The organism is Amycolatopsis sp. NBRC 101858 (assembly GCF_030269325.1).
In the GTDB taxonomy this organism is placed as follows: Bacteria; Actinomycetota; Actinomycetes; order Mycobacteriales; family Pseudonocardiaceae; genus Amycolatopsis; species Amycolatopsis ponsaeliensis.
Map to the genome: position 1 here is coordinate 201,991 of NZ_BSTD01000006.1, position 23,833 is coordinate 225,823.

General features: G+C 72.3%; 22 protein-coding genes. 10 read left to right on the forward strand and 12 right to left on the reverse strand.

Annotated features, from left to right (window positions below; translation table 11 throughout):
• Positions 1–66 precede the first annotated feature (66 nt).
• Positions 67–711, forward strand: coding sequence for a LysE family translocator (locus QSK39_RS40070; RefSeq protein ID WP_285483049.1), 645 nt, complete (start codon positions 67–69; stop codon positions 709–711).
• Here the strand turns inward: QSK39_RS40070 and QSK39_RS40075 are convergent.
• The 5 genes from QSK39_RS40075 to QSK39_RS40095 are packed head-to-tail and all read right to left on the reverse strand — an operon-like array spanning position 692 to position 8,582.
• Positions 692–1,018, reverse strand: a complete 327-nt coding sequence (locus tag QSK39_RS40075; protein ID WP_285483050.1) for an ArsR/SmtB family transcription factor — start codon at positions 1,016–1,018, stop codon at positions 692–694. The two genes, QSK39_RS40070 and QSK39_RS40075, sit on opposite strands and share 20 nt — an antisense overlap.
• Positions 1,015–1,803: a TIGR03620 family F420-dependent LLM class oxidoreductase gene (locus QSK39_RS40080; protein ID WP_285483051.1), complete on the reverse strand. Its 789-nt coding sequence runs from the start codon at positions 1,801–1,803 to the stop codon at positions 1,015–1,017. Before QSK39_RS40080 ends, QSK39_RS40075 begins: the two co-directional genes overlap by 4 nt.
• A gap of 37 nt (positions 1,804–1,840) precedes the next feature.
• The gene (locus tag QSK39_RS40085) at positions 1,841–6,295 is read right to left on the reverse strand and encodes a coiled-coil domain-containing protein (protein ID WP_285483052.1); all 4,455 of its coding nucleotides are present in this window, start codon (positions 6,293–6,295) and stop codon (positions 1,841–1,843) included.
• A gap of 11 nt (positions 6,296–6,306) precedes the next feature.
• Entirely contained in the window at positions 6,307–7,107 is an 801-nt protein-coding gene (locus QSK39_RS40090; protein ID WP_284747237.1) for a hypothetical protein, read from the reverse strand.
• Positions 7,107–8,582, reverse strand: coding sequence for a hypothetical protein (locus QSK39_RS40095; RefSeq protein ID WP_285483053.1), 1,476 nt, complete (start codon positions 8,580–8,582; stop codon positions 7,107–7,109). The genes QSK39_RS40090 and QSK39_RS40095 overlap by 1 nt, the downstream gene beginning before the upstream one ends.
• 62 nt (positions 8,583–8,644) lie before the next feature.
• On the opposite strand from QSK39_RS40095, the gene QSK39_RS40100 reads away from it, so the two are divergent.
• The 3 genes from QSK39_RS40100 to QSK39_RS40110 all read left to right on the forward strand — a co-directional run bounded on the left by QSK39_RS40100 (position 8,645) and on the right by QSK39_RS40110 (position 12,737).
• Positions 8,645–9,082 (forward strand): PPOX class F420-dependent oxidoreductase, encoded by a 438-nt coding sequence (locus QSK39_RS40100; RefSeq protein ID WP_285483054.1) that lies wholly within the window; start codon positions 8,645–8,647, stop codon positions 9,080–9,082.
• A gap of 40 nt (positions 9,083–9,122) precedes the next feature.
• The gene (locus tag QSK39_RS40105; RefSeq protein ID WP_285483055.1) at positions 9,123–9,962 is read left to right on the forward strand and encodes a coproporphyrinogen III oxidase; all 840 of its coding nucleotides are present in this window, start codon (positions 9,123–9,125) and stop codon (positions 9,960–9,962) included.
• Between the two features lie 204 nt (positions 9,963–10,166).
• On the forward strand, positions 10,167–12,737 hold the full coding sequence (locus QSK39_RS40110) for a PQQ-dependent sugar dehydrogenase (protein WP_285483056.1): 2,571 nt from the start codon (positions 10,167–10,169) through the stop codon (positions 12,735–12,737).
• Positions 12,738–12,791: 54 nt separating this feature from the next.
• On the opposite strand, the gene QSK39_RS40115 is transcribed toward QSK39_RS40110, so the two are convergent.
• Positions 12,792–13,160, reverse strand: a complete 369-nt coding sequence (locus QSK39_RS40115; RefSeq protein WP_285483057.1) for a hypothetical protein — start codon at positions 13,158–13,160, stop codon at positions 12,792–12,794.
• 96 nt (positions 13,161–13,256) lie between these two features.
• On the opposite strand from QSK39_RS40115, the gene QSK39_RS40120 reads away from it, so the two are divergent.
• Both QSK39_RS40120 and QSK39_RS40125 read left to right on the forward strand, forming a co-directional pair.
• On the forward strand, positions 13,257–13,493 hold the full coding sequence (locus QSK39_RS40120) for a hypothetical protein (RefSeq protein WP_285483058.1): 237 nt from the start codon (positions 13,257–13,259) through the stop codon (positions 13,491–13,493).
• A gap of 158 nt (positions 13,494–13,651) precedes the next feature.
• The gene (locus QSK39_RS40125; protein WP_285483059.1) at positions 13,652–14,080 is read left to right on the forward strand and encodes a hypothetical protein; all 429 of its coding nucleotides are present in this window, start codon (positions 13,652–13,654) and stop codon (positions 14,078–14,080) included.
• Between the two features lie 10 nt (positions 14,081–14,090).
• On the opposite strand, the gene QSK39_RS40130 is transcribed toward QSK39_RS40125, so the two are convergent.
• Positions 14,091–14,699 carry a TetR/AcrR family transcriptional regulator gene (locus QSK39_RS40130; protein WP_285483060.1) on the reverse strand — a complete coding sequence of 203 codons (609 nt, stop codon included), beginning with the start codon at positions 14,697–14,699 and terminating at the stop codon, positions 14,091–14,093.
• A gap of 70 nt (positions 14,700–14,769) precedes the next feature.
• Between QSK39_RS40130 and QSK39_RS40135 the strand changes: the two genes are divergently transcribed.
• A complete protein-coding gene (locus QSK39_RS40135) occupies positions 14,770–15,639 on the forward strand; it encodes a sterol desaturase family protein (RefSeq protein WP_285483061.1) in 870 nt (289 codons plus the stop codon).
• Position 15,640: 1 nt separating this feature from the next.
• On the opposite strand, the gene QSK39_RS40140 is transcribed toward QSK39_RS40135, so the two are convergent.
• Positions 15,641–16,675, reverse strand: a complete 1,035-nt coding sequence (locus QSK39_RS40140) for a glucosyl-3-phosphoglycerate synthase (protein ID WP_285483062.1) — start codon at positions 16,673–16,675, stop codon at positions 15,641–15,643.
• Between the two features lie 177 nt (positions 16,676–16,852).
• On the opposite strand from QSK39_RS40140, the gene QSK39_RS40145 reads away from it, so the two are divergent.
• On the forward strand, positions 16,853–17,263 hold the full coding sequence (locus QSK39_RS40145) for a DUF6086 family protein (protein ID WP_285483063.1): 411 nt from the start codon (positions 16,853–16,855) through the stop codon (positions 17,261–17,263).
• A complete protein-coding gene (locus QSK39_RS40150) occupies positions 17,260–18,126 on the forward strand; it encodes a hypothetical protein (protein ID WP_285483064.1) in 867 nt (288 codons plus the stop codon). The genes QSK39_RS40145 and QSK39_RS40150 overlap by 4 nt, the downstream gene beginning before the upstream one ends.
• On the opposite strand, the gene whiA is transcribed toward QSK39_RS40150, so the two are convergent.
• The 4 genes from whiA to uvrC are packed head-to-tail and all read right to left on the reverse strand — an operon-like array spanning position 18,092 to position 22,938.
• Entirely contained in the window at positions 18,092–19,084 is a 993-nt protein-coding gene (gene whiA / locus QSK39_RS40155; RefSeq protein ID WP_285483065.1) for a DNA-binding protein WhiA, read from the reverse strand. The genes QSK39_RS40150 and whiA overlap by 35 nt on opposite strands.
• Positions 19,084–20,076, reverse strand: a complete 993-nt coding sequence (locus QSK39_RS40160) for a gluconeogenesis factor YvcK family protein (protein ID WP_285483619.1) — start codon at positions 20,074–20,076, stop codon at positions 19,084–19,086. Before QSK39_RS40160 ends, whiA begins: the two co-directional genes overlap by 1 nt.
• Before the next feature lies 1 nt (position 20,077).
• The gene (gene rapZ / locus QSK39_RS40165; protein ID WP_003101350.1) at positions 20,078–20,935 is read right to left on the reverse strand and encodes an RNase adapter RapZ; all 858 of its coding nucleotides are present in this window, start codon (positions 20,933–20,935) and stop codon (positions 20,078–20,080) included.
• 41 nt (positions 20,936–20,976) lie between these two features.
• Positions 20,977–22,938 (reverse strand): excinuclease ABC subunit UvrC, encoded by a 1,962-nt coding sequence (uvrC, locus tag QSK39_RS40170; protein ID WP_285483066.1) that lies wholly within the window; start codon positions 22,936–22,938, stop codon positions 20,977–20,979.
• Between the two features lie 168 nt (positions 22,939–23,106).
• On the opposite strand from uvrC, the gene QSK39_RS40175 reads away from it, so the two are divergent.
• On the forward strand, positions 23,107–23,829 hold the full coding sequence (locus tag QSK39_RS40175) for a S1 family peptidase (protein ID WP_285483067.1): 723 nt from the start codon (positions 23,107–23,109) through the stop codon (positions 23,827–23,829).
• Positions 23,830–23,833 lie beyond the last annotated feature (4 nt).

Here is a 23,833-nt window from a genome sequence, read left to right on the forward strand (position 1 = left end):
GTTGATACCACCCGGCACCGACAAAAACGCCTGGTCGCCCGGCCGGGGGCCGTTTAGGCTCGCCGCATGGTCTCCGGTGCGCACTTCGCGGCCTTCGCCGCACTGACGTTCCTCATGGTCGTCGTCCCCGGTCCGAGCGTGCTCTTCACGATCAGCCGCGCGCTCACGGTCGGGCGGCGCGACGCGCTGCTCACCGTCGTGGGCAACTCCGCGGGCGTCTACACGCAGGTCGTCGCGGTCGCGTTCGGCCTCGGCGTGCTCGTGACGACGTCGGCCGCGGTGTTCACCGCGATCAAGATCGCCGGCGCGCTCTACCTCGTGTACCTGGGCGTCCAGGCGTTGCGGCACCGGCGGAAGCTCACCGACGCGATGGCCGCGAAGGTGCCCGCCGAGCCCGGCCGCGTCCTGACCGTGCTGCGCGACGGGTTCGTCGTCGGCTTCGCGAACCCGAAGTCGATCGTGTTCCTCGCGGCGCTGCTGCCCCAGTTCGTCGACCCGGCTGCCGGGTCCGTCGCGGTCCAGATGCTGCTGCTCGGCCTGTGCCTGCCGGCGATCGCGCTGGCCACCGACACCGCGTGGGCGCTGGTGGCGGGCACCGCCCGCGCGTGGTTCGCCCGCTCACCGAAGCGCCTCGAAATGGTCGGCGGCACCGGCGGCCTCGTCATGATCGGCCTCGGCACCACCCTCGCCTTCACCGGCCGGGGTGACTGAGCACCAGGTCCAGCAACCCCGGGAAGGCCGCGTCGAACTCGGGGCGCCGCAAGCGGTTCAGCCGCCGCGGGCCCGCGTCGCGCTGCTCGATCAGGCCCGCCGCGCGCAGCACCGAGAAGTGGTGGCTGAGCGTCGCCTTCGCCACCGGCAGGTCGAACGTGCCGCACGCCTTCGTCCACTCCGGGACCGCCGCGAGCTCACGCAGGATGCTGCGGCGCACGGGGTCGGCGACCGCGGCGAGGGCGTCCTGCAGGGACACCTCCGCCGGGACGCCGTGCGTGAGCCCGCGGGCCCGGGCCGTGGTCACCGCACGGCCTCCGCCAGCGCCGGCCACCACTCGCGGGGCAGGTCACCGGCCGGGACGACGACCTGGTCCGCCCCCGCCGCCCGGTACTCGCGCAGGCGCGCCACGACCGCGTCGAGGTCGCCGCGCACGGTGAGCCCGTCGACGAGGGAGTCCGAGAGGTCCGCGATGTCGGCGTCGGTGAAGCCCATGCGGCGGAAGTTGTTCGCGTAGCCCGGCATCCCGGCCAGGAACCGCAGCGAGCCGTTCCGGGACTTCTCCCGGGCGGCACCGGCGTCGGACTCCGCGACGACGCTCAGCAGCACGACCAGCTGCTTGCCCACACCGAGGATCTCCCGCGCCGAGGCGACGTAGTCCGTCGTCACCAGGAACGGGTACGCGCCGGACGCGCGGTCCCGGGAAAGCTCCAGCATCTTCGGGCCCAGCGCCGAAAGGATGCGCTCCGACGCGGGGACGGTGTCGTCCAGCTCGTCGAGGTAGTCATTCAGCGTGGCCAGCGGCCGCGGGCCGTGGGCGCCGCCGAGGCCGACGACGAACCGGCCGGCAGGCAGGTCGGAGTACGCCCGCGCCACGTCGGCGGCGGGCACCCGGTCGACCGGCAGGATGCCGCTGGCCACCGGGATCGTCGCGGTCCCGCGGATCACGTCGGTGATCAGCGGCAGGTTGTTGCCCTGCCCGCCGGCCAGCCACAGCGTGGCGTAGCCCAGCTCCTCCAGCTCGGCCGCCGCCGTGACGGTCTCCGGTCCGGTCGTGCCCAATGTGGCGCCCAGCGCCCCCAGGTTCGTCATGCGCGGAGCAACCCGCGCCTGCCGCCCGATGTTCCCGTCACGCCGTCTGTTCGTCCTCAGCGGAATCCGGCTCGGCCGGCCGGCTGAACATCCGCGTCGCCGACAGCCGCGCGACGCCGTCCGGGTCGCCCAGGTCGTCCAGGGAGTTGCGGATCGTCGAGTCCACCGAGAGGTACTTGCGGCCGGCTCGCAGGTCGGCGTCGTTGCGCAGCCGCACGATCAGCGGGAACTCCGCCAGCGCGCCCGCGTCGAACAGGCCCGTCGTGTAGATGAGCTGCACGCCCAGCGCCTCGGCCACCGCCCGCTGCAGCTCCAGCAGGTAGCCGGCCGACGCGCGGCCGATCGGGTTGTCCAGGAACAGCACGCCCGAGTGCCGGTTGCGGGCCTTGCCGCGGTTGTTGGCCCGCAGCGCGGCCAGCGTGCAGTACAGGATGATCGCCGCGGTCAGCTGCTGGCCGCCGGAGAACACGTCGCGGATCTCCGAGACGCGCTGGCGTTCGGTCCGCAGCACCGAGTCCGGCTTGAGCATGTCGACGCGGAAGCCCTTGGGCGCCGCGGCCCGGACTCCGCGCAGCACCAGGGAAAGCCCGTCACGCTTGACGTCGCGGCCGTCGGCGGTCTTGCCCACGGCGGCCTCGTCGACGACCTCGCCGAGCTTCTCGGTGAGCGCGTTGTCCTCCAGCTCGGTGAAGCGGATGCGGAGGAACTCCTGCCCGGACCAGTCGCCGAGCCCGTCGGGGAGCCGGGAGACGCGCTGGGCCGAGCGCAACGTCCGGAGCGCGCCGTCGACCATGCCCTGCAGGCGCGTGATGATGCCGCCGCGGTGGCGGTCGATCTGCGCGAGGTCGTCGGTGAGCGACCGCAGCCGCGGCCGCAGCGCCTCGGCCCACTCGGCGGCGTGCGCCGGGAGCTGGTCGCGCTTGACCGAGATGACCTGCTGGCGCACCGGCGTGCTCAGCTTCTCGAACCGCTTCTCCGTCGCGTACTGCGCGAGCTGGTCGGCCGCCGCGCGCACCCGGCGGTCACCGGCGTCGGCGGCTTCCTGGGCCTCGGTGAACGTGGCGTTGAGGCGGCCGTGCTGGGCACGGGCGGTGTCGACGTCGCCGTCGTAGGCGACGGCGTCCTGGTCGGTCACCAGGTGGGCCATCGACTCGGCCAGCAGCGAGAAGCCCGACGCCGAGTTCTTCGCGGACTCCAGCGTGGCTTCGGCCGCCGCCCGGCGTTCCTGCAGCTCTTCCCACTTCCGCGCGGCCGCCGAAGCCTCCAGCCCGGCCGCGTCGATCAGCTCGAGGCCGTGCTCGATGTCGCGCGGCTTCTCCCCGTTGACGCCGTTCTGCAGCGGCAGCGCGTCCAGCTCGGCTCGCCGGGTCGAGACGAGCCCGATGGCTTCGGTGCGCTCGTCCTCCAGGCCGTCGACGACCCGGCGGGCGCGCGCCAGCGCGGCCGCACGCGCCGAAGCGTCGGAGCCGTCCGGCGTCTCCAGCAGTTCGGCGGCGCGGCTCCGGACGGCCTCGTCGAGGGACTCGACGGCCGACCCGGCGGCGGCTTCGGCGGACTCGGCCTGCTCCAGCTCGGCCCGCAGGTCGCTGCCGACCTCGACCTTCGCGTACGACTCGGACGCCGACAGGTAGGTCCGGCGCAGCGCGTCGACGGGCTCGGCCGGCACCGGGCCATCGGCCGCTTCGGCCGCGCCCGGGACCTCGGCCAGCTCGGCGCGGGCGGTGGTCGCGGTGCGGCGGTGACCGTCGGCGGTGCGCTGTTCCTCCCCCGCCTGTTCGCGCAGCCGCGCGGCCTTGCCCGCGGCGTCGGCGGCCTGCAGGTCGGCGCGTTCGGCGACCTCGGTGGCGCGCTCGACGTCTTCGGTCCACTCGGCGATCCGCGCGCTGCGGGCGCCCAGCTCACCGAGCCGTCGTGCTTTCTCCTCGGCTTCGGTCGCGGCGGCCCGCAGTTCCGGGACGCGCTCGCGCAGCGACGCCGCTTTTTCGCTCAACCGCGCGAATTCCGCGTCGGCCTGCTCCAGCGCGGTGCGCGCGGTCTCGCGCGCGGTCCGGGCGGCCTGGGCCTGCTCGGCCAGGGTCGCGACGGCGCCGGGTGGGTAGTCCTCGCGCCAGGTGGTGAGCTTCCAGGTCAAGGCGCCGTCCGCGGACAGCTTGGCGGACAGGGCTTCCAGCCGTCGCTGCCGCTCGGTGTTGCGCCGCGCGACGGCTTCGCGCTCGGCGTCGGCGGCTTCTTCGTCGTACATCGCGGGGTTCGGCGGCACGAGGAACTCGACGCCGGGCGCGGCGGGTGCCTCGGCCAACAGTGCTTCGGTGGTGCCGACGGCGATGGTCGCGGACGGCAGCAGCCGCCGCTTCGTGAGGACTTCGCGGGCGCGGTCGACGTGTGCGGCCTCGTTGAGGAGCACGCCGGACACCAGCTGTGGCAGGCTTTCGAGCACTTCGGCGCGGCGACCGGCGTCCAGTTTGGACAGATACCGCCAGCCGGACCACGCGGTGATCCCGGCCTCTTCCAAGGCGTCCAAGGCGGCTTGGACGTCTTCGGGAGGCGGCAGCAACCCGCCGGAGCCGAGGGCGGAGAGGGCGCGTTCGTCGGCGGATTCTTCCATCCGCAGCGCGGTCTGCTCCTTCTCGACGGACGCGCTCGCTTCGCGCAGCCGTTCCAGCAGCACCGGCAGGTCGCTTTCGAGCGCGACGTCGTCGGCGCCGAGCAGCTCGACCAGCCGACCTTCGACGGCGAGAGCGTCGGTGCGGCGGTGGGCGCGGTCGAGGTCCTCGGTGGCGCGCTCGAAGCGGTCCTGCGTGGTGCCCGCGAGCTGGTGCGCCTCGTTCACGGCCCGTTGCGCGGCTTGGAGATCCGTCGCGACGCGGTCGAGTTCCTGCTCGCGCCGGGTCAGCTCGGCGGTGGCGGACTCGGCCGCGGCCCGCGAAGCCCGTGACGCCTCCGCGACGTCGGCGCCCGACGGCAGCAGCCCGGCGCGGACGGCGTTCTGGACTTCTTCGCGCAGCTCGGTGATCCGCGTGGTCAGCCCGCGCGCCTCGGCCCGGCGCCCGGCCGCGAGGTTGGCGGCCTCGTCGCGTTCGGTCTGCGCCTTCTCGGCTTCGGCTCGCAACGCGCCCGCGTGCGCCTCGGCCTTGTCGGCCTGACGCTGGGCGTCCTGCGCCAGCGAATGCAACCCGCGGGCCAGCGCGCCCGCCGCGTCGTTGCGTGCCTGCAAGGCGGGACGCGCCTTCTCCTCGCGGCTGCCGACGAGCTCGCGCAGGTCCTTCGCCTTGCGGGCCGCGTTGAGCTGGTTGAGCACGGTCGCGGTCTCACGCCAGGCTTCGGCCGCGGTCTTGGCTTCGGCGAGTTCGGCGTCGACGCGCTTGCGGGCCTCCTGGGCCTCGTCCAGGCGCAGCACCGCGACGAGCCGGCGCAGCTCCGTGACGGCCGCGGCGAGCCGCCGGTGGTCGCCCTCGGCGAGCTTCTCCGCGGACTTGACCTCGGTGACGTGCTCCTCGAGCCCGGACAGCCGCGCGTTCTCCAGCTCGTTGCGCGCGACCACACGACCGGCGAGCGACGCCATGTCGGCCTTCGCGGACTCCGCGATCTTCCGCGACTCCGCGGCGACGCCTTCTTCGGTGGCCAGCGGCCCCAGCAGATCCAGGGCGCCGGCGACGAAATCACGCTCGGACAGCAGATCCCCGCGCTGCGCCAGGTTGTGCGAGTACGTCGAGACGACCTCGGCGAGGTCCTTCGGCTCATCCTCGGAAATGACCGCCTTCAACAGGAACTCGACGAACGCGTCGTCGGTGCCGAACGCGAACGCGTCCGCCGCTTCCCCTTCGCCCGCGTTCATCGCCCGCTGGTACCGGAACAGCTCGGTGTCGAGGCCCAGCCCGTCGAGCCGGCCGGTCCACTCGTGGTGACGGCGGGTCCAGGACAGTTCCAGCTCGGGCTCGGCCAGCTGGGCGGCGGCGAGCTTGTCGTGGAAGCCGGACATGGTGAGCAGTCGGCCGTCCTGGGTCATCGGCAGGGAATCGAGCCCCAGCGCGGCGGTCGGGCGGAAGCAGTACCAGGAGTCGGCGAGGTTCTCGGAGTCGGCGGACACGACGTGCCCGCGCCATTCGGAGACCTTGCCGGTGATGATCCGGTGCCCGCTCTCGACGTGCAGCCACTCGAGCACGACGTGCGAGACGTCCTTGGCGGCGACGAACTTCTCGAGCACCTTGGTGCTGGTGGTGCCGACGACCTGGCGGCGGCCGGGCAGCATGACCGAGAAGATCAGCTTGATGAGGACGGACTTGCCGCCACCGTTTTCGAGGAACAGCACGCTCGCCGGGGACGGGCGGCGCAGCTCGGCGGGACCGGTCGCGTGGATGCCGGCGCTGAACAGCGCGTCCTGCTGGGGTGCGGTGATCTTGGCGCCGACGCCGCTGAAGTCGAGCACGACGTCCTGGTAGCGGGCGCCCGCCGGGCCCACCGAATGCAGGCGCACCCGCGAAAGCTCGTACATCTACTCCCCTTTTACAGCGTGTCCGAAGCAGCGGCCCGCAGCGAACCGCCGTCGTTCGCGACGGCCACGACGTCGAGCGCGAGCAGGTCGTCGAAGGCGGCGTCGGCCGCGAGCTCGCGGACCTGGATCTGGTAGCGCGGCGTGGTCCGGTAGGTGCCGCCCTGCTCGTCGCTCACCGGGACCAGGAAGCCCTGGTCGGCGAGGAAGCGCAGGGCGCGGCTGACCATGCCGCGGGTGGTGTCGGCGGCCAGGCGCCCGTCCTTGGTGGCCGCGGCCGCGGGACGGCGGGCGTAGGCGCGCCAGGCCTGTTCGAGCTCGGGCGCGTCGGCCAGGGGGTCGTTGTTGGCCTCGGCCGCCGCGGCGCGTTCGTCGAGCATGCGGGCGGCCTCGCGGACCATCGCGTCGACCTGCTCGACGCTGACGCGGCCGATGTAGGTGTCGTTGGCGAGGTCGTCCGGGCGCGGGTAGCCCAGCGCGGCAGTGGCGAGGTGGATGAGGCCGTGCAGGACCTTCTCCGTCTCGCGGCGCTCGCGGATCTTGGCCTGGCGGGCGTAGGAGTCCATCTTGATCTCGAAGACGGACTCGTCGGTGGCCGCCAGCACCGCGCCGGCCTGCTGGTTGACTTCGAGGACCATCAGCCCGAGCCCGGCCGCGACGGCGTGGGTGAGCGCCTTGAACGCGTTGTCCTCGCCGTAGCGGCGCACGAGGTCGCCGTAGACGACGTCACGCGCGGGCAGCTGCTTCGGCCGCATGCCGAAGGCGACCAGCCGGGCCGCGGCCTCGGCGTCCACGCTGCTGTGGGACAGCGCCATTACGCGACTTCCTCTTCTTCGTCGGCCCGCTCTACGGCGGCGGTGGACAGGAGGAGGTCGGCGCCGCCGAACTCCGGGTCGTCGAGCAGCGTGCCGTCGTCGACGGCCAGCAGCACGTGCCGGTCGCCCTGGCGGCGGGCCGCGCCGACCCCGGGACTGTAGGCGTGGACGGCGCGCAGCGCGACCAGGGCGGCGAGGCCGGGCTGGCGGCTGCGGCGGGCCTCTTCGAGCAGGCCGGACAGCCGCCGCGGCACCTCCGGCAGGTCGAGCAGCTCGTCGGCCCGGCGCCAGACGTCGTCGCCGAACTTGTCGGTGGTGTCGGCGGGCATGAGCTCGGGCTCGGGGATCTCGCCGACGAGCTGGTCGCGTTCGGGCGCGGGCCGCAGGAGCAGGGACACCAGGCTCGACAGCGACGGCACGACCGGCGCGGTGATCCCGGCGGCGGCGTGGAAGAAGTGCTCGGCGGGCGCGACGGCGTCGGCCAGCGGCAGCCCGAGCGTCGGCACGAGGAGCTGGCCGAACAGGTCGAGCGTCGCGCGCTGGGGCGGGCCGGAGAACTGCTGGCGGTCCTGCTCGGCGCGGAAGACGGCGCCGGCGTCGGCCAGCCGCGACTGCAGGCGGGTGTGGCGGCGGATGCAGTCGCCGACGATGTCGACGAGCTCGGCGGCGCGGCGCTTGCGGTCGAGGTCCTCGGTCTCGTCGCGGGCGGTGGTGATGTTCTTGAGGATGGCGTTCTCGGCGCGGAAGCGGGCTTCGATGTGGCTCAGCGCGCTGTCCAGCAGCTCCGGGACCTCGCGTTCCCAGTCGACCGACCGGACGTCGCGGCGGGTCGCGTCGAGCTTCGCGCGCAGGGTCTCGCCGTACTGGACGGTCCGGTAGCGGGCCTGCTCGGCGGCCAGTTTCGCGTCGGCGAGACGTCCGCGGTTGATCAGGTTCTCGAGCTTGACCTCGGCGGCGATCTGCGCGGACTCGACGTCGGTGTCGAGGGCGCCGACGAGGACGTTGATCGCCTCGTCGGTGGCGCGCAGGTAGACCTCGCCGTCGCGGGCGGCCAGCTCGACGAGCAGCTTGAAGTCGAACTGGCGGCGCTGGTAGCCGCCCGGGCCCATCGAGCCGTAGACGCGCCGGAAGCCGCGCTCGGTGGTGCCGACGTTGATCAGGTTGTCGAGGACCCACTTGGCCACGCGGACGTGTTCCTCGGGCATCCGCGACGGTGCCTGGGCCGCGATGAACGGCAGCAGCCGGTCGATGACCTCGTCGTGGCCGGCGCCGGTGTCGAAGTCCATCGCGATGGTGACCTGGTCGATCGTGTGCAGCGCGATCTCGGCCATCTGGTAGATCGTGGCGTCGGCCCAGTCGAGCTTCGCCTTCCGCGCGTCGAGGTCGTGCAGCGGCGCGGTGCAGGCCAGCGCCTTGAGCCGACGGGTCAGCCCCTCGTCGGCCAGGCCCGGTCCCCCGGTCTCGTCGTCTCGCACAGCAGGCCAGGCTAGTCGGCCACCCTCTGCGCACGCGCGGGTGACGGGCTAACGTCGCCGGTATGCGTGAAATGAGCCGCGACGAGTGGTGGAAGTTCGCCTCCGAAGGCACCCGGACGGGCAAGCTCGGCCTGGTCCGGGCCAACGGCGCCGCGATCGTCACCCCGATCTGGTTCCTGCTGGACGAGACCCCGGACGGCGACGAGCTGGTCTTCACCACGGGCACCGACACCCTCAAGGGCAAGGCGATCGCCCGCGACCCGCGGATCTCCCTGGTGGTCGACGACCAGGAGCCGCCGTACTCGTACATCCAGTTCACCGCCGAGGCGCGGCTGACGCACGACTACGACGAGATGCTCGCCTGGGCGACCCGGCTGGGTGGCCGGTACATGGGCGCCGAGCGGGCGGAGGAGTACGGGAAGCGCAACGCCGTCCCCGAGGAATCGCTCGTCCGGGCGAAGATCACCAAGGTGATCGCGCGGGCCGAGATCGCCGGCTGACCTCGGTTTCGCGGTACCCTCGAACCCGGGGGTGGGGGTCATGCTTTCGGGTGAGGACAGCAGACGCGACGCCGTCAAGGCGATCATGAGTTCCGGCCAGCGCGAGCTGGTCGCGGAGCTGGAACGCCTCGACGGCGGGGCCCGGTTCGGCCGCGGGCGGGCGCGCGTGCTGGATGACGGGGACGTCTTCGAACGCGCCGGGGTCTGCGTGACGACCATGGCCGACGGCGAGTTCTTCACCAGCGGGCTGTCCGTCGTAATCCACCCGCGCAACCCTTACGTTCCCGCTTTCCAGGCGCACTTCCGGTACTGCGAATCCGGGGACGCCTGGTGGTTCGGCGGCACCGTGGAACTCCTGCCGTGCTACGGCTTCGCCGAGGACGCCGCGCACTTCCACCGGGCGCTCCGGCACCACTGCGACACCCTCGACCCGGCCTTCCACGCCCAGGCGAAGCGCACCGCCGACGACCGGTTCCGGCTGCCGCACCGCGATGAGCCGCACGGGCTCGGCGGCATCGCCTACGACCACCTGCGCCCGGCCGGCCCGCACGGCTGGCGGCGCGGTGCCGCGTTCACGGCCGCGGGCATCGCCACGCTCGCGCCCGCGTACCTGCCGCTCGTGCGGCGGCGCCGCGACCTGCCGCACGGCGAGCGCGAGCGGCAGTGGCAGCTCCACCGCCGCGGCCGGTACGCCGAGTCCGCCCTCTTCCGCGCCGCGTCCGCCGGGCGGGCCGACGCCGAGGCGATCCTGCTGGCGCTGCCGCCGCTGGCGCGGTGGGACTCCGGGGGCGCGCCGGAGCCGGGGAGCCCGGAAGCGGAACTCGCGTCGTTCCTCGAGCCGCGCGACTGGGCCGGCGAAACCGCCGCCACGGTCAGCTGACGCCCGGGCGCACCGCTGAGCGGGAAACCCTTCTTCACCAAGGGTGAGCGCCCGTGTCGAGTATTGACACGGCCCGCTCGGAGGGTGTGAGATCTGACCCTATAGATAGGAAACTTTCCTAACTATTAGGTCCAGTTCCGGTGGTCCGCCGACCAGTTCCGCCCCGGTCACCCCCTGTCCCCCGACCCACGCAGGAGGCTCCCAGTGGCACCCCGTCCACCGTGGCGCGTGGTACTGGCCGGTACCGCCGTCGCGGCGCTCGGCCTCACCGCGCTCAGCCCGGTAAGCGCTTTCGCCGCCGCCGCAACGGATTACGAGTCCGAGAACGCCGTGATCTCCCAGGGCGTCGTCGAATCGAACCACGCCGGCTACTCCGGCACCGGGTTCGTCAACTTCGACAACGTCGCCGGCAGCTACGTCGAATACTCCGTGAACGCCGCGCAGGCGGGCACGCACACCCTGACCTTCCGCTACGCCAACGGAACCGCCGACAACCGGCCGGTGCAGCTGGTCGTCGACGGCGGCGACAAGGGCACCGTCGACTTCCCCGGCACCGGCGCGTGGACGACGTGGAAGACCGCCACCGCGACCGTGCAGCTGACCGCCGGCGTCAACAAGATCCGCACCACCGCGACCACCGCCAACGGCGGCCCGAACGCCGACAAGCTCACCGACACCTTCACCGCGCCGAGCGACAGCGAACCGCCGTCGCCGCCGTCGAACCTCGCGGTGAGCACCATCCTCCCCACCGCGGCGACGTTCTCCTGGACCGCCGCGACCGACAACGTCGGCGTCGTGCGGTACGAGATCAACCGCGGCGGCAACATCCTCAAGACCGTCGACGGGACCACGACGAGCGCGACCGTCGACAACCTGACCCCGAACACCGCCTACGACATCTCCGTCGGCGCGTTCGACGCCGCGGGCAACCCGTCCCAGCAGAGCAACGTGGTCACCTTCACCACGCCGCCGAGCGACGACACCACCCCGCCCACCGTGCCGGGCAACCTGCGCTCCACCGGCGTCACCGCCAACAGCGTTTCCCTGGCGTGGAACGCTTCCACCGACAACGGCGGCACGGTCGCCGGGTACGACGTCTTCCAGGGCGCCACGAAGGTCGCGACCACGACGTCGCTCGGCACGACCGTGACGAACCTGAACCCGAGCACCTCCTACACCTTCACGGTCAAGGCCCGTGACCCCGACGGCAACAGCTCCGCGGCGAGCAACGCGGTCACCGCCAAGACGAGCGCCCCGGGCGGCGCCGGGGGCATCCCGGAGTACGACAAGGACATCGCGAAGGTCGACCTCGGCTGGGCGGTGGACTTCCTGCCCAACGGCAACGCGCTGGTGACCGAGCGGGACCGGTTCGAGATCCTGCTGGTGACGCCGTCCGGGCAGAAGACCACGCTGGGCAAGGTGCCGGGCGCGGTCGGCACAAACGGCGAAGGCGGCCTGCTCGGCCTGGCGATTTCGCCGAACTGGGCGAGCGACCACGCGATCTACCTGTACCACACCGCCTCCGGCGACAACCGGATCGTGAAGATGACCTACGACGGCACCACGCTGTCCTCGACGTCGACGCCGGTGCTGACCGGGATCGCGAAGAACCGCTACCACAACGGCGGCCGGATCAAGTTCGGCCCGGACGGCAAACTCTACGCCACCGTCGGCGACGCGAAGAACAGCGACAACGCGCAGAACAAGAGCTCGCTCAACGGGAAGATCCTCCGGCTCAACCCGGACGGCTCCGCACCGAGCGACAACCCGTTCTACGCCACCGGCGGCAACGCGCGGTACGTCTGGAGCTACGGCCACCGCAACCCGCAGGGCCTGGCCTGGGACTCCCGGGGGCAGCTGTGGGCGGCGGAGTTCGGCGAGAGCAGCCAGGACGAGCTCAACCTGATCCAGAAGGGCGGCAACTTCGGCTGGCCGAGCTGCGAAGGCACGCAGGGCAGCTGCAGCGGCTTCATCGCCCCGAAGAAGACGTGGTCGACGTCGCAGGCCGGGCCGAGCGGGGTCGAGATCGTCAACGACTGGATCTACATCGCCGGCGTCACCGGCGAGCAGATGTTCGCCACGCAGATCAACGCCGCGGGCACCGGCGTCGGCACGGTGTCGACGCTGTTCTCCGGCCGCTGGGGCCGGTTGCGCTCGGTCACGAAGACCCCGGACGGCGGGCTGTGGCTGACCTCGACGAACAACGACAAGAACGGCGGCACGCCGTCGGTGCTGGACAACGTGATCGTGCGGCTGAAGTTCCCCGGCGGCGCCACGCCGGGTGACTTCAAGCTGACCAGCTCCGCCTTCGCCGACAACGCGACCATCCCGGACAAGTACACCTGCGCCGGCGACGGCACGGCGGGCCAGGACCCGTCGCCGCCGCTCGCGTGGGGCGCGTCCACCGGCGCGAAGGGCTACGCGGTCGTGTTCGCGGACGTCGCCAACAGCGGCACCAAGCTGCATTGGGCGATTTGGGACATCCCGGCGTCGGCCCGGTCGCTGCCGGAGGGGCTCGGGGCGGGGTACACCGTGCCGGACCAGGGTGGCGCGAAGCAGAAGGCCATGGGCAGTGGGGCGAACGCGCAGAAGTTCTTCGGCCCCTGCCCGGGCGGGTCCAGCCACCCGTACACGTTCACGCTCTACGCCCTGACCACCGCGACGGTCCCCGGCCTGAGCTCGTCCTCGACGATGGCCCAGGTCGAAACGGCGGTCAAGGGCGCCTCGGCGGGCAGCGTCGTGCTGCGCGGGAAGTCCAGCGCGGCGGCCCAGTAGCCGCGGCAGGGGTGACCGGAGCGGCGCCGGTCACCCCTGCCGCCCTGCTCCCCCTCAGCTCGGTCCGGCGATGCTGCGCAGGTGGGCGTCGACGTCGAAGCCGTGTTCCTCCAGCCGCCGCCGGGCCAGCAGGAGCTCGTCGGGGGTGAACAGCTCGGCGTACTCGTCGCGCAGCATCGTCGCCTCGGAGCTGCGGCCGAGCTGGTTCTTCTCCCAGAGCACGGTGAACCCGCCGGCGGTCCCGGCGCCGCGCAGCAGCAGGCGGGCCGCTTCGACGCCGCCGTGCTCGCGCACCATCCGTTCGAACTGGGCGGGCCGGTACCCGTAGTCCTTGGCCAGGACCCGGCAGCCGTCGAGCAGGTCCTCGGTGAACCGCGCGGCGAGCCGGGGATCGACCGGGACGGGAGCGGCTGGTTCGGGCATGGGACACCTCTCGGCAGGATGGCTTCCCTGATTAATCGCAAACCGTACCGGTTTCGCTACGCCATTCGGGAAAAGTTTCGCGGAGGAGCACTCTCCGTGGTCTTGAACGCCGGACAACCGGCGGCGCCCCCGGCCGGGATGGCCGGCGTGCGAACCGTGGTGCACGGCGCCCTTTCTGTCCACTGTGGACAGATCTACGCCCACCGCGAGGGCGGTGAGCAGCTCGAAGGCGGCCTCTCGGCCGCGAGCAGGACACCCGCGTCGACGGCGAACTCGAGCGGGACCGCTACCTGCTGCAAGTCCGGCCCGCGCCGCCGTCACCCGATGCGGTGATCCGGCAGTTGAGCGCGGCCGCCGCGTACTGGCACGGCGTCGCCCGAGAGCTGCTCTCCGCCGCCGACACCCGAAGAACTCGCCGAAGCCCGGAAAGCACAGCAGCGAGCCGGCGAAGAGGCACGCGCGAAGGCCGAGCACGAGCGGCTGCTACGCGAGTGGGCGGCACCCTGCCGAACGAGCGGATTCCGGCCCTGCGGCCGGGGTTTCTCCGGGAGTTCACCAAGCGGGAGCGGGGTTTGGCCGGTGACGTGCCGGCGGCGTCACCCGAAGCCCGGCGTGCGCCGGCCCACTGGGTGGCGCGGCGGACGCCCGAGCGGGCGGAGCTGACCGGAGTCGGCTGGATCGCGGACGGGCTGCGCGCGCCCGAGGAGGGGCGACCGCTGCCCCCGCCGTTCGACAACGGGAAATCCGCGTGTGATCGCCTGCTGTCGGATCCCGCGGTGCCGCAGGCCATGGCCTTCCCGGCGATCTTCGGCGCGGCGGAGGAAGAGGCGCTGAGCCGCACGCCGGCAGCGGCCGCGGTGACGTTCGGCGACAAAGGAGCGGCGTTCTTCACCGAAGCACGCGAGGTGCTGGCGGACTGAAGCGGCCGGGTCACCAGCCGAACAGGCCCTCCATGATCCGCGCGCAGCGGGCCGTCATCGCCCCCGCGTCCTCGTCCGGGCGGTCGATCCACCAGCTGATCAGCGAGTCGACCACGCCGGTCCACACCTGCGCGATCGCCTCGATGTCGACCGGGTCGGCCAGCCCGCGCGCCGTCATCAGCTGCGTCGCGCCGAGCAGGGCGAACGCGTCCAGGCGGCGCCGGTAGTCCGCCGCCGCGGCCGCGATGTCGCCGCTGCCCGGGACCGTCTCGTCGCGCAGGAGGCGCCACGCGTACCGGTCGTGGTCGAACGTCGTGAAGATCGCCGAAAGCACCTTCAGCGGCATCTGCTCGGGCTCGCCGCCGGCCGCCATGGTCGTCGCGACACCCTCGGTCAGCCGGTCGCCCGCGCGGTGCAGGCACGCCAGGTAGAGCCCGTCCTTGGAGCCGAAGTACTGGTACAGCAACGGCTTCGTGACGCCGACCCGGCGCGCGATCTCGACCATCGACGCGCCCGCGTAGCCCGCCCGGCCGAACTCCTCGGTGCCGGCCACGACGAGCTGGGCCTCCCGCTCTTCGCGGGGCATGCCCTTGGTCCCGACCGCCCTTGACTCCGTCACGCCGGAGAGCCTACCGTGCGTAAAGTGACCCTAGGGTAAGTTACCGTCAGGTCAGATCAGAGGAGGCGACGTGGCCGAGTTCCTGGCGCACCTGCGCGACCCCGTGCTGTTCGCGATCCCGGTGTTCGTGCTGTTCGTGGTGATCGAGATCGTCGCGGTGCACGTGCTCGGGCACGACGACAACGTCATCGGCTACAGCCCGGCCGACACCCGCACGAGCATGCTGATGGGCACCGTCGCGGTCGGCGTCAACGCGCTGTTCCGCCTGGTGATGCTCTTCGTGTTCGCCGCGCTGTTCGAGCTCGCGCCGGTCAGGTTCGACCCGCGCGACTGGTGGACGTGGGTGCTCATGCTGCTCGGCCAGGAGCTGGTCTTCTACGCCTACCACCGCGCCAGCCACCGGGTGCGGCTGCTGTGGGCCGGGCACCAGGTGCACCACTCGAGCGAGCACTACAACTTCTCGACAGCGCTGCGCCAGAAGTGGACCCCGTACTTCCAGCTGCCGTTCTGGTCGGTGCTGGCGCTGTGCGGGATCCCGCCCTGGATGATCCTGACCGGGCTCTCGATCGACCTCGTCTACCAGTTCTTCGTGCACACCGAGAAGGTCGGGAAGCTGCCGCGCTGGTTCGAGTACGTCTTCAACACCCCGTCGCACCACCGCGTCCACCACGGCAGCGACGCCGAATATCTTGACGCCAACTACGGCGGCATCCTGATCATCTGGGACCGGCTGTTCCGCAGTTTCGTGCCCGAAGGCAAGCGGCCGACGTACGGGCTGACGAAGAACATCGGGACGTACAACCTGCTGAAGGTCGGCTTCCACGAGTACGGCTCGATCCTGCGCGACCTCCGCGGGGCGCGGACGTGGCGCGAGCGCGCGGGGTACGTGTTCGGGCCGCCCGGCTGGCAGCCCGTCGAAGCCCGCGCGCTCGCCGGGTGACTTACGCGGTGTCCTGCAGGGTGCGTTCGTTCTCCGGCCGCAACGTCACCGGCAGGCCCGCCAGCGGCGGGCGCTGCCGCGACGTCAGATCGGTCAGCACCAGCTCGCGCTCGACGCCGTCCGCGGACGCGCCGCGCTGGAACTGCGCCAGGATCGTGGCCGGCGGGATGGCCGTGACCAGCCGGTCGTAGCGCTCCAGGCGGTCGAACAGGGTCTGCATGATCTGCCCGGACATCCGGCCCAGCGCCTGCGTGCTCTGGTGCCGGTGGACGCGGTGGCCGAGGTCGACCTGGGCCAGCGCGTCGAGGCCGCGCAGCTCGACCAGGTCGATGAGGTGCCCGATCTCGACGCCGTAGTTCACGACGAACGGGATGCTCTCCAGCACCTCGCGCCGCCCCGCGTATTCGCCGGCGAGGGGTTGCACGAACCCGGACAGCTCCGGCCAGAACATGTTGAGCAGCGGCCGGGCGACGAGCTCGGTGACGCGGCCGCCGCCTTCGGGCTCGCTGCCCGCCGCGCCGTTGAGCGGGCGGTGGTAGAAGCCCTTGACGTACGCGACGGACGGGTCGGTGAGCAGCGGGCCGAGCAGCCCGGTGACGTAGCTCGTGGTGAAGTCGTAGAGATCGCCGTCGACGAAGACGACGAGGTCGCCGGTGGTGGCCGCGACGCCCTTCCAGAGGGCCTCCCCCTTCCCCTGCAGCCCTTCGAGGGCGGGGAAGACGGCGTCCTGCGCGGCGACCCGCGCCCCGGCCGCGGCGGCCACCTCGGCGGTCGCGTCGGCCGAGTGGCTGTCGACGACGAGGATCTCGTCGACCAGCCGGTGGTGCTCCTGGAGTTCCTCGCGGATCGCGGTGACGATCGCCCCGACGGTGGCTTCTTCGTCTCGCGCGGGGATGACGACCGAGACCGTCGTGCCGCGCTTGGCCTCGACCAGGTCTTCCGCCGTCCAGTCCCCCGCTTTGCTGCTGCGCCGGGCGAGCCAGGTGCCGACCTCCGGCGACACCTGCAGCCGCGCGCCGTTCGTGCTCGTGCGCATGCGTACCCCTTCCCTCGTTCGGCGTATCCATCCCGAGGTTCGACGCGCCGCGTTTCGCCCGCCGCTCCGCGGTGCTACCGCGGTGTTACGAGATCGCCCCGGCGGCACCGATCCCGTTAACCGCACCGGCGGAAAACCGGCTGACCGGCGACGCCGCGCGCTCTAGGCTCGCCGCCGATGAGCCAGTACTTCAGCATCGACGGCCAGGACGTCTGGAACCCCTCGAACGGGCCCGGGCGGCTGTTCGCGCGCCTGGCCGAGGCGCTGGTCCCGCACGCCGGGCGGCCGTCCGGGATCGGCGTGGCACCCGGCGACCCCGACGACCACCCGATCGACGGCGCGGTCTTCGCGGAGTTCGTCGACGCGCTGGTGGCCGGACACCGCGCGACCTCGCACCCGATCCAGCGGGCGCTGCTCGAAGGATTCGTGGCGACGGCGGCCGTCTTGGCCCGCCGCGGCGGCTGTGCGCTGCCCGCGCTCGACGGCCCGGCCGGGACCTCGTCGCACGACATCCCGGGTGGCGGCGCGGCCGGACCGGACCGCCTGGCCGAGCTGGTGGCCGAGTACGACCGAGCCATGCCACGGTGATCGAGCCGATTCGCCCGTTCCGCTGGGACCTGGTGCGGCCCGACCACCTCGGCTCCCTGCTCGACGGCCTCCCCGAACCCGACTTGTGGTTTCTCGACGAGCTGACCGACACCGCCGCGAAGGTGCTCGCACGGTCCGGGGACGGCGAGCTGTACTTCGTCGGGCGGTCCGGGGACTCGGTGTTCGACCTGCTCGGCGGCGCCCTCCCGGAGCCGGGCCGGCTGCACCAGGTGCCGCTGTCCACCGGGCTGATCGACCACCCGCTGCTGGACCGGCTGCACCCGGCGGAGGTGGCGCAGCTGCGGGCGAACCTCGCCGCGCACGGCCTGAGCCCGGGCACCCTCGGCCGGGGTTCCCGGCCCGTCACCCTGGTCGACGCCGTGTCTTCGGGCCGGACCCTGCAGCAGTTCACCGGAATCCTGCGCGACTGGGCGGCCGACGAGCGAGCGGACTGGCCCGCCGTGCTCCGGCGGCTGCGGATCGTCGGCCTGACCTGGCGCCGGCCCACCAGCCCGAACACCCCGCGCTGGCAGCAGCGCGCCGAGTGGGTGCGCGAACTGCCCACCGGCACGATCCGGAACGTGTCCGTCGAGCCGGCGGTGCTCAGCTATCTCGCCAACGACCAGCCGAAGCTCACCCGGTCGTTCAGCCGGGACCTGTGGGCGGCCGGCGAAGTCCGCTCCCCCGCCCACGACGGCCGCACCCGGCGAGCCCTCGCCGAAGCGGTCGCGGTCGTCGAGGCCGGGCGCTCGCCCGCGGTGCGGAAGCGGCTGGCTCGCGTGCTGAGCCGTGAACCGGCCATCGCCGAGCCGTGGCTGCGGGACCTCGTCAGGCGTCTTCTTCTTCCAGCATCTCCGGCGTGACCGCGGACTCGGTGTCCGGGATGTTGAGGTCCTTGGCCCGCTTGTCCGCCATCGCCAGCAGGCGGCGGATGCGCCCGGCCACCGCGTCCTTCGTCATCTGCGGGTCCGACAGCTGGCCCAGCTCCTCCAGCGACGCCTGCCGGTTCGACAACCGCAGCTTGCCCGCCGCCAGCAGGTGGTCCGGGGCCGTGTCGCCGAGGATCTCCAACGCTCGCTCCACCCGGGCCGCCGCCGCCACCGCCGCGCGGGCCGAGCGGCGCAGGTTCGCGTCGTCGAAGTTCGCCAGGCGGTTGGCCGTCGCGCGGACCTCGCGGCGCATGCGGCGTTCTTCCCACTGCAGGACGCTCGTGTGCGCGCCCAGGCGGGTCAGCAGCGCGCCGATCGCGTCGCCGTCGCGGACCACCACGCGGTCGGCGCCGCGGACCTCGCGGGACTTCGCCTGGATGCCCATCCGGCGGGCCGCGCCCACCAGAGCCAGCGCCGCCTCCGGGCCCGGGCAGGTCACCTCGAGCGACGACGAGCGCCCCGGTTCCGTCAGTGACCCGTGCGCGAGGAACGCTCCCCGCCACGCCGCTTCCGCGTCGGCCACTCCCCCGGACACCACGGCCGCGGGCAGCCCGCGCACCGGGCGGCCGCGCTGGTCGATCAGCCCGGTCTGGCGGGCCAGGCCCTCACCGTCCTTCACCACGCGCACGACGTACCGCGTGCCCTTGCGCAGCCCCCCGCTGGCGGTGATGACGTGGACGTCCGAATGGTGGCCGTAGAGCTCGTGGATCTCCTTGCGCAGCCGTCGCGCGACCGAGCCCGTGTCCAGCTCCGCCTCGACGACCACCCGGCCGGCCACGATGTGCAGCCCGCCGGCGAAGCGAAGCAGCGACGCGACCTCCGCCCGGCGCGGCCCGACCTTCGTGATCTCCAGCCGGCTCAGTTCGTCCTTCACCGCGGCGGTCATCGCCATTACTGCCCCTCCCTGCCTTTCGCTCCTCCCCCGTGCTCCCCGTCCCTGCCGAGACCGAGAGCCTCCCGCATGCATCGCGCGAGCGCATCAGGATCATGCCGTCCCGCCACTTCCGGGTCGCCCACCGCCCCCAGGTGCGCGCGCCCGCCGAGCCGCTCCGCCGCGCGCCGGAGATTCGCCGGGTCGGGCACGGAATCGCGGTCCGCGATCACGGCGTCGACCCGCAGATCGGGCGCGTGCTCGAAGAGTACGTCCAGGTGCCGCTCCGGGGAGAACCCGGCGGTTTCCCCCGGCTGGGGGACAAGGTTGAGCACGAGCACCTTCGTCGCGGTGGTTTTCACGAGGGCGTCGTGCAGGCCGGGTACGAGCAGATGGGGTAAAACGCTCGTGAACCAGGAACCCGGGCCGAGGAAGACGACATCGGCGTTCAGGACCGCCTCGACCGCTTCCTCGCACGCCTGCGGCGGCCGCCCCGGGCGGCGGGTCGAGTGCAGGCTGACGCGCTGCACCTGCCCCGGTGTCGACGCCACCGCGACCTGCCCGCGGATGGTGCGCAGCGCCGCCGGGTCCTCGCTGTCGAGGCCGCTGACCTGGCCGACGATCTCCAGGGGCTCCGGCGACATCGGCAGCACCCGGCCCGAGACGCCCATCAGGCGGCAGGCCTCGTCGAGCGCGGCGACCGGGTCGCCGAGGACCTCGAACAGCCCGGCCAGCAGCAGGTTCCCCACCGCGTGCCCGGCCAGCGCGCCGTCGCCGCCGAAGCGGTGCTGGAACACCTCGGCCCACAGCGTGCCGCCGTCTTCGGCGGCGAACGCGGCGAAGGCCTGCCGGAGGTCGCCCGGCGGCAGCAGCCCGAGTTCGCGCCGCAGCCGGCCGGACGACCCGCCGTCGTCGGCCACGGTGACGACCGCGGTGACGTCGGGGGTCACCCGCCGCACCGCGGACAACGTGGCGTGCAGCCCGTGGCCGCCCCCGAGGGCGACCGCCCGCACGTTATTCACGACCAAGGTCGCGGTGCACCACCTTCACGGCCATACCGTCCTCTTTGGACAGACGCTGGGCGAGCTCCACGGACAGCGCCACGCTGCGGTGCTTGCCGCCGGTGCAGCCGACGGCCAGCGTCAGGTACCGCTTGCCCTCGCGCTTGTAGCCGGCGCCGATCAGCCGCAGCAGCTGGTGGTAGCGGTCGAGGAACTCCTCGGCGCCCTCCTGCGAAAGGACGTAGTTGCGGACCTCGCCGTCGAGGCCCGTGTGCTCGCGCAGCTCCGGGATCCAGAACGGGTTCGGCAGGAACCGGACGTCCATCACCAGGTCGGCGTCCATCGGCAGGCCGTACTTGTAGCCGAAGGACAGCACGGTGACGCGGGTCTGCGTGCTCGCCTCGGAGCCGAACGCGTCCTCGATCTTGGCGCGCAGGTCGTGCACCGACAGCGACGACGTGTCGAGCACCAGGTCGGCCTCTTCGCGCAGCGGCTCCAGCAGCGTCCGCTCCGCCGTGATGCCGTCGGCGAGCCGGCCGTCACCCTGCATCGGGTGGCCGCGGCGGACCGCCTCGAAGCGCCGCACCAGCACCGCGTCGGTCGCCTCCAGGAACAGCACGCGCGGCTTGTAGCCGCGGGCGTCCAGGTCCTTGATCACCGAGGCGAGGTCGTCGGTGAACGCACGCGAGCGCACGTCCATGACGACCGCCACCTTCGTGATCGCGCCGCGCGCCTGCGCACCCAGCTCGACCATGGTGGCGATCAGCTCCGGGGGCAGGTTGTCGACGACGAACCAGCCCAGGTCCTCCAGGCACTTGGCCGCCGTGCTGCGGCCCGCCCCGGACAGCCCGGACACGACCGCGACCTCCATGCCGGACCCGCGGATTTCTTCTTGCGCACTCACTGTGTTCCCTACTCCCCTGCTTTCGGACCCGCACCGGACTCCCCGGCCAGCGCGGCGACCACGGCCTCCGCGGTGCGCCTGCCGAAGCCGGGCACCGCCTCGATCTCTTCGATCCTGGCCTGCTTGAGCTTCTTCACCGAGCCGAAGTGCTTGATCAGGGCGGTGCGGCGAGCCTGCCCCAGCCCGGGCACACTGTCCAATTCGGACGTCTGCAGCCGCTTGGAGCGCTTCTCGCGGTGGTAGGTGATGGCGAACCGGTGGGCCTCGTCACGCAGGCGCTGGAGCAGGTACAACCCCTCCGAGGTCCGCGGCAGGATCACCGGGTCCGGGTCGGCCGGCAGCCACACCTCTTCGAGCCGCTTCGCCAGCCCGATCACCGAGATGTCGGTGATGCCGAGCTCGGCCAGCACGTCCGCGGCCGCGGTGGCCTGCGGGCCCGCGCCGTCGACGACCAGCAGGTTCGGCGGGTAGGCGAACTTCTTCGGCCGGCCGGTCTCCGGGTCGAGGCCCGGCTTCGACGAGTCCTCCGCCGCGCTCTCGGCGGTCTCCTTGAGGTAGCGGTGGAACCGCCGGCGCACGACCTCGGCGATCGACGCGACGTCACCCTCTTCGGCCGCTTCGCGCAGCGCGAAGCGCCGGTACTCGGACTTGCGCGCGAGCCCGTCTTCGAAGACGACGAGCGAGGCCACGACGTCGCTGCCCTGGATGTGGCTGATGTCGATGCACTCGATGCGCAGCGGCGCGCTGTCGAGCGCCAGGAACTCCTGCAGCTCGGTGAGCGCCGCCGAGCGCGCCGTCAGGTCGCCCGCGCGGCGCAGCTTGTGCTGGGTGAACGCCTCCCCCGCGTTGCGCTCCACCGTCTCGGCCAGTGCCTTCTTGTCGCCGCGCTGCGGGACGCGGACCTGCACCCGCGACCCGCGCAGCCCGGTGAGCCACTCGGCGAGCGCGTCCGCGTCGGCAGGCAGCTCGGGCACCAGGACCTCGCGCGGCACGACCGGGCCGGAGTCGACGTCGTCGCGGGCGTCGAGCTCGGCCTCGTCGCCGTAGAACTGCGTGATGAAGTGGTCGACCAGCGCCGGGACGTCCATCTCCTCGGCCTTGTCGATCACCCAGCCGCGCTGGCCGCGGACCCGGCCGCCGCGGACGTGGAAGACCTGGACCGCGGCTTCGAGGTCGTCGTGGGCGAACGCCACGACGTCGGCGTCCGTGCCGTCACCGAACACGACGGCCTGCTTCTCCATGGCCCGCCGGAGCGCGCCGAGGTCGTCGCGCAGCCGGGCGGCGCGCTCGAACTCGAGGTCCTCGGACGCCGCTACCATCTCGGCCTCGAGGCGCTTGATCATGACGTCGGTCTTGCCGGCCAGGAAGTCGCAGAAGTCTTCGACGATGTCGCGGTGTTCGTCGGCCGAGACCCGCCCGACGCACGGCGCCGAGCACTTGTCGATGTAGCCGAGCAGGCACGGGCGGCCGATCTGGCCGTGGCGCCGGAACACCCCGGCCGAGCAGGTGCGCGCCGGGAAGACGCGCAGCAGCAGGTCGAGCGTCTCGCGGATGGCCCAGGCGTGCGAGTACGGCCCGAAGTACCGGACGCCCTTCTTGCGCGCGCCGCGGTAGACGTGCAGGCGGGGGAACTCCTCGTTCAGCGTCACCGCGAGCACCGGGTAGCTCTTGTCGTCGCGGTAGCGGACGTTGAACCGGGGGTCGAACTCCTTGATCCAGTTGTACTCGAGCTGCAGCGCCTCGACCTCGGTGGTGACGACCGTCCACTCGACGCTCGCGGCCGTCGTGACCATCTGGCGCGTGCGCGGGTGCAGGCCGGAGAGGTCGGCGAAGTAGGAGTTCAGCCTGCTGCGCAGGCTTTTCGCCTTGCCGACGTAGATGACCCGCTTGGTCGCGTCGCGGAACTTGTACACGCCAGGGGCCTCCGGGATGCTTCCCGGAGCGGGTCGGTAGGTGGTCGGGTCAGCCACCACCCCAGACTATGGGGCGGCACCGACAGTTCTCGGTGGCCCCCCGGTGTCCGATCCGCCGGAAGTCGGGTCTTCGCCCGCTTCCGACTTCGGTAGGTGTCGCCCCGGGTGACGCGGTGGTTACTTTCCGACCGGCCGATCCGGCCCCCGTCCGAAAGGATCACCACCGTGAGCACTCTCCGCACCCTCGGCGCCGCGTGCACGGCCGCCGTCGCGCTGACCCTCGCGGGTGGCGCCGTCGCTTCCGCCGGCGTCCAGCCGAACATCGTCGGCGGCACCACCGCCCCTGCCGTTTCGTGGGGCGCCCAGGTGTACGTCAACACGCCCGGGCGTGACTTCCAGGGCTTCAACTGCTCGGGCACGGTGATCGCCGCGCGCTGGGTCATGACCGCGGTGCACTGCCTCGACCAGGACGGTTCGGGCATGCACGTCAAGGTCGGCAGCAACACGCTGTTCTCCGGAACGCAGATCGCGGTCGACGGCAAGTACGAGTCCCCCAACGGCGACATCGCGCTGCTGCACCTGGCCTCGGCGACCAGCGCGGGGCCGATTTCCCTGGGCAGCGCGGACCCGTCGACGGGCAGCACCAACCAGCTCTACGGCTGGGGCCGCACCACCCCGACCGGCCCGCCGGCGTCCGCGCTGAAGACGGCGAACGTCCAGGTGACCGGCCGCTCGACGGACGCGTACGGCGGCCGCGCGATCCAGACCGTCGGGATCAACGGGTCGGCGTGGAAGGGCGACTCGGGCGGGCCCCAGGTGTCGGGTGGTGTGCAGGTCGGCGTCGCGTCGACGGTCCAGAACCAGAGCGGGACGAACACGCGCGGCACGAACAACTACGCGAGCGTGGCTTCGAGCCGGTCCTGGATCCGGACGACCGCGGGCGTGTGAGTTC